Here is a 6,273-nt window from a genome sequence, read left to right as displayed (position 1 = left end):
CCACCCCCACCTCCGGGCCCCCACCATTCGCAGCAAACAGGCATATCCTTGGATGAACATGACGAAGGATGAGGTCCGCTCCGGCCTCCGGAGGGGCGGGGGGCGACGCGCGGGACGGGTGGGACGCCCGGGGTGACACCGGAACCCCCCGCCCACCGCGCCGGGCCGGCCGCGTGACGTGACCGTCATCTCGCCAACCGGTCAATTGCACCTGCGAGGGCTCGGTTCGCCGCGAGGAGCGCTAACGTCGTGTGAGGAGGCAATAGACTCGGTGCCGTTGAGGGGGCGCGACCATGAGCTACGGCGAGGAGTACCGCGACGCGGCCGCTCGCGGACTCCCCACACAGACGCGCACCCGCCTCCACGAGGACGACCGGGACGCCGCCTCCGGGCGTCCCCCGCGCTCCGCCCGCCGCAGCCTGGTCCCCGTCGTCGGGGTGATCGTGCTGCTGATCGCGGCCCTCGCCTTCGCCAACCGGGACGGGGGCGGCGGAGGGGGAACCTCCCCCACCGACGACGCCCCCGGCGGCACGCAGGCCCAACCCACCGCGCCCAGCGGCGAGTCCCCCGTGGACGTCACCGTCAACAACATCCCCGTCGGGCACCCGCAAACCGAGCAGGGCGCGCAGAGCGCCGCCGCCAACTACGCCGTCGCGCTCGGCGGCGAGGGCATGTTCGACGCCGAGGCCCGCCGCGTCATCGTGGACACGATCTACGAGCCCTCGGTGGCCGAGGAACGGCTGCCCGCCATCGAGGAGGCTTACTCCAACCCCGACTTCCTGCAACGAATCGGACTCTCGGCGGACGGTACGCCTCCCGAAGGCACGACTTTCGTTGCGCGGGTCATTCCAGTGGGTACACGTCTCACCGACTTCGACGAGACAACGGCGACGGTGGAGGTCTGGTACACCTCTCTCTTCGGTTTGGCCGGGGAGGGATCCACCCGGCCGGTGACCGAGGGTTGGTACACCAACAGCTACGAACTGGTGTGGAGCAATGACGACTGGAGGGTCGTCGACTTCGATCAGAGGGATGGCCCGGTTCCGGTGGCGCGGGACCAGCGGGCTTCCAGTGCCGAGGAAATGGCCGAGGCGAGCGGGGAGTTCGGAGGGTTCACCTATGCACGCTGAGCAACCCCGGGTTCACAGGGGTCGGTGGATCACGGGAGGCCTTCTGGGTTTCCTCGCCGCCCACATGGCCATGGCCGTATCCGCCCGGGCCGATGAGACGGAAGACCCCGGGGAGAGCGGTGACGACTCCTGCGACTTGATCCGGGGAGCCGCTCGGGAGTACTGCGAAGGTGGCGGGGAAGGTGACGGCGGGGGGTTCTCCAACCCGCTGGACACCACCCTCGACCCCCTGTCCTCCCTGGCGCGCGGCTGCGCCGACGCCGCCGCGTGGATCGTGGACCAACTGTCGGCCGCGGTGTCCTCCACCACCACGGTGGACTTCACCAACCCGTCCTTCCTGCGCCAGTACGCCGTCGTCTTCGCCGCCTCCACCGTCCTGACCCTCACCCTGTGGCTGCTGGCGGTGGCCAAGCGCGCCATCCGGGGCGTGCCGCTGACCACGGCGATCTCCGAGGCCGTCGGCTACCTCTGGCTGACCGTCATGGCCTCGGCGTTCACCCCGCTGATCCTGTACGTCGTGGTGGCCGCCACCGACAGCGTCACCGAGGCCATCGCCTTCGGCACCGGCGACAACTCCGACGCCTTCTTCGGCCAGTTCTCCGCCGCGCTCCAGACCGGCGAGGACATCGGCGGCGGTCCGATCATGTTGATCGTCGTCTCGCTGATCTCCATCCTGGCCGCGGGGGTGCTCTGGCTGGAGCTGGTCATCCGCGCCGCGCTCCTCTACGTCGGCGCCCTCCTGGGCACCGCCGTGTACGCCGGGCTGGTGGACCGGAACCTGTGGGGTCACGTCCGCCGGTGGGCGGGCATCATGATCGCGGTGATCATGGTCAAGCCGATCATCGTGATCGTGCTGGGTCTGGCCTCCGCGCTGACCACCGCCGAGGGACCCAGCGCCTTCGGCGCGATCGTCTCCGGCCTGGCGATCATCCTGCTGGCGATCTTCGCCTCCGCGATGATCTACCGCTTCGTGCCCGGCTTCGGCGACGAGATCGTCAACCACCGGGCCATGCGCCGGGACACCGCCAACCGCACCGCCTCCGCCGCCATCGCCACCCCGGCGACCGTGCTGCGCCAGGGCATGGGCACCCACGGCGCCCGCGGGCCGAACGCCCCCTCGGGGCCCTCCGGCCCGGCCGGCCCCGGCGGGGGCGGAGGCGCCACCGGCAACCCGCTGGCCGGCGGCGTGGCCGCGCACGGCTCCCGCGGCCCCTCCGGCGGCGCGGGACCGCGCACCGGTGCCGGCACCGGCGGCCCCGGCCGCACGGGGGGCGGCTCGTGACCCGCCCGCGCCGCCCCCGGACCGGCACCGGCGTGCCGGTCCGCGCGTACGCGCCCCGCCGCCGGGCAGGGAGGTGTTCGTGAACGCCCCCGCCCAGACCCAGGCGCCACCGCGCCGCCGCACCTACCTCATCGGTCGCGCCCGGCCGCAGGCCATCATCGGCAAGAACCGGGAGACCGGCGAGATCGCGCTGATCATCTTCGGTGCGTTCCTGGGCATGATGAGCGGCCTGCTGATCCCGAACCTGACGGTGCGGCTGGTCTGTCTCATGGGCTTCCCCCTGATCGCCCTGGCCGCGGTGTACGTGCCGTACAACGGCCGCACGTTCTACAGGTGGTTCGAGATCAACCGCTCCTTCCGGCGCCTGCTCAAGCGCGGCGCGACCTACCGTTCGGACGCCCCCGAGGCGGGGATCACGCTCAACGGCCGGGAGATCGCCGTGGGGGCGCCCCCCGGCGTGGGCCGGATCACCTGGCTCGCCGCGCCCTTCGGCCCGGACGAGATCGCGGTGCTCCTGCACGCCGACCGCCGGACCGTCACGGCCGCCATAGAGATCGAGGGCCCCGGCGTGGGCCTGCGCGACAGCGAGGACCAGGAGGCGCTGGTCGACCGCTTCGGCACGCTGCTCAAGCACGTGGCCAACGGCGACGGCTACGTGACCCGCATCCAGATGCTCGCCCGCACGCTGCCCGCCGACCCCGACGCGCACGCCAACGACGTCGCCGATCGGGGGGACTTCGACGCCCCCCACTGGCTCCAGGACTCCTACGACCACCTGCTGTCGATGGTGTCCACCTCCAGCGAGCAGCACCGCGCCTACCTCGTGGCCTGCATGCACCACTCCCGCGACCTCGCCAACGAGGCGGCCACCATCGCCCGTGCCGCCCGTGCCGGGGGCCGGGGGCCGAAGATGTCCCGCGACCAGGCACTGGCGATCGTCATGGCCCGTGAGTTGACCGACATCTGCGCGCGTCTGACCGAGGCCGACATCCGGGTCCGGCAGCCGCTCGGGGAGGCCCGCCTGTCCTCCCTGATCCACTCGATGTACGACCCGGACCACCCCATCGACCACATCCAGGCGATGTCCCAGCGCAACGCCTGGCCGGCCGAGTTGGACGCCCGCCAGCCCACCTACCTCCAGGCCAAGACCCGGGAGTCCGGCACCCGCGACCCCTGGTGCCACGCCACGGCCTGGATCAAGGAGTGGCCGCTGACCCCGGTGGGCGTGAACTTCCTCGCCCCGCTGCTGGTCCACACCCCCGACGTCATCCGCACCGTGGCCGTCTGCATGGACCTCGAACCCACCGACGTGGCGATCGAGCGGATGCTGACGGAGAAGACCAACGACGAGGCGGAGGCGGCCCGCGCCGCCAAGATGAACCGCACGGTGGACCCCCGGGACGTGGCCGCGCACGGCCGCGTCGACCAGCGCGGCGACGACCTCGCCTCCGGCGCCGCCGGCGTCAACCTGGTCGGGTACCTCACCGTCTCCTCCCCCCACCCGGAGGCCCTGGCCCGCGACAAGCGGACTATCCGGGCCTCGGCGGGGAAGAGTTACCTGAAGCTGGAGTGGTGCGACCGGGAGCACCATCGGGCCTTCGTGAACACCCTGCCGTTCGCGACGGGAATCCGCCGATGAGACCACCCGCACCCGTACCGCCGGTCCGCCCGTGCCGCCGGAAGGGAGAACAGTCGGGGCCGCCGGGGGGCGGCCCGCCGAGGAGGAGGTGCCGCCGTGCTGCCCCGTGATCCGCTCACCGCCCTGACCGACGCCTTCACCACCTTCCTGTTCGGGAAGGCGGAGACGACACGGTTGCCGGTGCGGACCTCCACCGGCCAGGCCCAGGCGGTCTACCTGCCCACCGCGGCCCCCGGCCTCGGCGACTCCGGCGTGATCATCGGTCGCGAGGTCTACAGCGGCAAGGGCTACATCTACGACCCCTTCCAGCTGTACGGACAGCAACTGCCCGCCCCGCACTGGCTGGTGCTCGGCGAGTCCGGCAACGGCAAGTCCGCGCTGGAGAAGACCTACGTCCTGCGCCAGCTGCGCTTCCGGGACCGCCAGGTGGTGGTCCTCGACGCGCAGGGCGAGGACGGCGTCGGCGAGTGGAACCTGATCGCCGAGAAGCTCGGCATCACCCCCATCCGGTTGGACCCGATGGCGGCGCTGGAGCACTCCATCCGGCTCAACCCGCTGGACCCGGCCATCACCTCCACCGGCCAGTTGGCCCTGTTGCGCACCATCATCGAGGTCGCGATGGGCCGGGGCCTGGACGAGCGCTCGGGCTTCGCCCTGAAGGTCGCGCACGCGCACGTGCGGCGCGACATCCTGGAGGAGGGCGGCAACCGCCAGCCGATCCTCTCCGACATCGTGGAGCGGCTGCGGCACCCCTCACGGGAGTCCGCCGACGCGATGAATGTGGACCCCGAGGACGTGCGGGCCTGGGGCCTGGACGTGGCCCTGGTCCTGGACCGCCTGGTCGACGGCGACCTGCGGGGCATGTTCGACGGCCCCACCACCATCGGCATCGACCTCGACGCCCCGCTGATCGTCTTCGACCTCTCCCACATCGACCGCAACTCCATCGCCATGCCGATCCTCATGGCGATCGTCGGCGTGTGGCTGGAGCACACCTGGATCCGGCCCGACCGCAAGAAGCGCATCTTCCTGGTGGAGGAGGCCTGGCACATCATCAACTCGCCCTTCGTGGCGCAGTTGTTCCAGCGCCTGCTGAAGTTCGGCCGCCGGTTGGGTCTGTCCTTCGTCGCCGTGGTCCACCACCTCTCCGACGTGGTGGACGGCGCGGCGGCCAAGGAGGCGGCGGCGATCCTCAAGATGGCCTCCACCAGAACCGTGTACGCGCAGAAGTTCGACGAGGCCCGGGCCACCGGTCACGTCCTCGGTCTGCCGCGGTGGGCGGTGGAGATCATCCCCACCCTCACCCCCGGCATGGCGGTGTGGGACGTCAACGGCAACGTGCAGGTCGTCAAGCACCTGATCACCGAGGCGGAACGCCCGCTGGTGTTCACCGACCGCGCCATGACCGAGTCCTCCGCGCCCCCGGCGCCCTCCGGCGCCCTCGCGCCCCGCGACGACGCCGTGACCCCCGCGGGCGGAAGCCCCGGGGAGTACGGGGAGTACGGCGGCTACGGGGATTACCGCGACTACGAGGCGGAGACCGAGGCGCGCGCCATCTCCTTCGAGAAGCGCGGCGCCGGTTGACGGCGAGCGGACGGGCCGGGCGCCGGCGCACCGAGCCGGGGGAAGCGGAAGGCACATGAGTCACCACCCGTACGACGGTCCGCAGGGCGGTTACCACTCGGGCGGCAACCACGACCCGTACGGCCCGGACGCCCACGGACCGCCCGCACGGCGGGGCCCGGCCCCGGGCGGACGCGCCGGTGGGGTGCCGGACGGGGTGCTGGTGGGCGTCCTCGGCCTGGCCACGGCGCTCACCGTGCTGGTGTGGTCGGCCACCGGTATCGCCGGTTGGGTCGCGCACGGGTCCTGGCCGGAGGGCGTGACCTTCATCGGCACGGCCGGTGCCCTGCGCTCCTTCCTCACCGCCCCGGGTGACATCCCCGCCGCGTGGCCCGACGCCGACCCCGCCGGACTGCCCGGCGCCGCCCTGCTGTGGCTGGTCTTCGCCGCCCTGCTGATCGTGCTGTTCGCCGGCTTCCTGTGGGGCGCGATCCGCTACGGCCGGTGGCGCGGACGCCGCCGCCGGGGCCCGGGGGGAGTGCCCGGACCGGCCGGGGTGCCGGGGCCCCGGAAGGGCGCGGGGGTCGCCGAACCGTTCCCCCCGACCCCCGTCCACCCCGAGCCGGTGGGTCGGCCCGGGCCCTCCGACCACCCCGGGC

The 6,273-nt window shown here is 72.4% G+C and carries 4 protein-coding genes and 1 pseudogene; all 5 read left to right on the top strand.

The annotated features are described in order from the left end of the window. Positions 1 to 293: 293 nt before the first annotated feature. Positions 294 to 1,130: a hypothetical protein gene (locus FOE67_RS13070; protein WP_182663799.1), complete on the top strand. Its 837-nt coding sequence runs from the start codon at positions 294 to 296 to the stop codon at positions 1,128 to 1,130. 64 nt (positions 1,131 to 1,194) lie between these two features. Next, on the top strand, positions 1,195 to 2,412 hold the full coding sequence (locus FOE67_RS13065) for a hypothetical protein (RefSeq protein WP_228473838.1): 1,218 nt from the start codon (positions 1,195 to 1,197) through the stop codon (positions 2,410 to 2,412). Positions 2,413 to 2,491: 79 nt separating this feature from the next. Next, on the top strand, positions 2,492 to 4,051 hold the full coding sequence (locus tag FOE67_RS13060; protein WP_182663797.1) for an SCO6880 family protein: 1,560 nt from the start codon (positions 2,492 to 2,494) through the stop codon (positions 4,049 to 4,051). A 96-nt stretch (positions 4,052 to 4,147) separates the two neighbouring features. Beyond that, entirely contained in the window at positions 4,148 to 5,635 is a 1,488-nt protein-coding gene (locus FOE67_RS13055) for an ATP-binding protein (RefSeq protein WP_182663796.1), read from the top strand. Positions 5,636 to 5,690: 55 nt separating this feature from the next. Beyond that, positions 5,691 to 6,273: pseudogene (locus FOE67_RS13050) on the top strand (hypothetical protein); the annotation flags it as partial.

The sequence above is a fragment of the Streptomyces calidiresistens genome, assembly GCF_014141525.1.
GTDB classification, from domain to species: Bacteria; Actinomycetota; Actinomycetes; order Streptomycetales; family Streptomycetaceae; genus Streptomyces; species Streptomyces calidiresistens.
Note: the sequence above shows the minus strand (reverse complement) of the source record. Positions and strands in the feature narration are given on the sequence as shown.

Excerpts from the sequence above, each read along its gene's own strand:
- FOE67_RS13070 (WP_182663799.1), top strand. The coding sequence starts at position 294 with ATGAGCTACGGCGAGGAGTACCGCGACGCGGCCGCTCGCGGACTCCCC.
- FOE67_RS13065 (WP_228473838.1), top strand. The coding sequence starts at position 1,195 with ATGGCCATGGCCGTATCCGCCCGGGCCGATGAGACGGAAGACCCCGGG.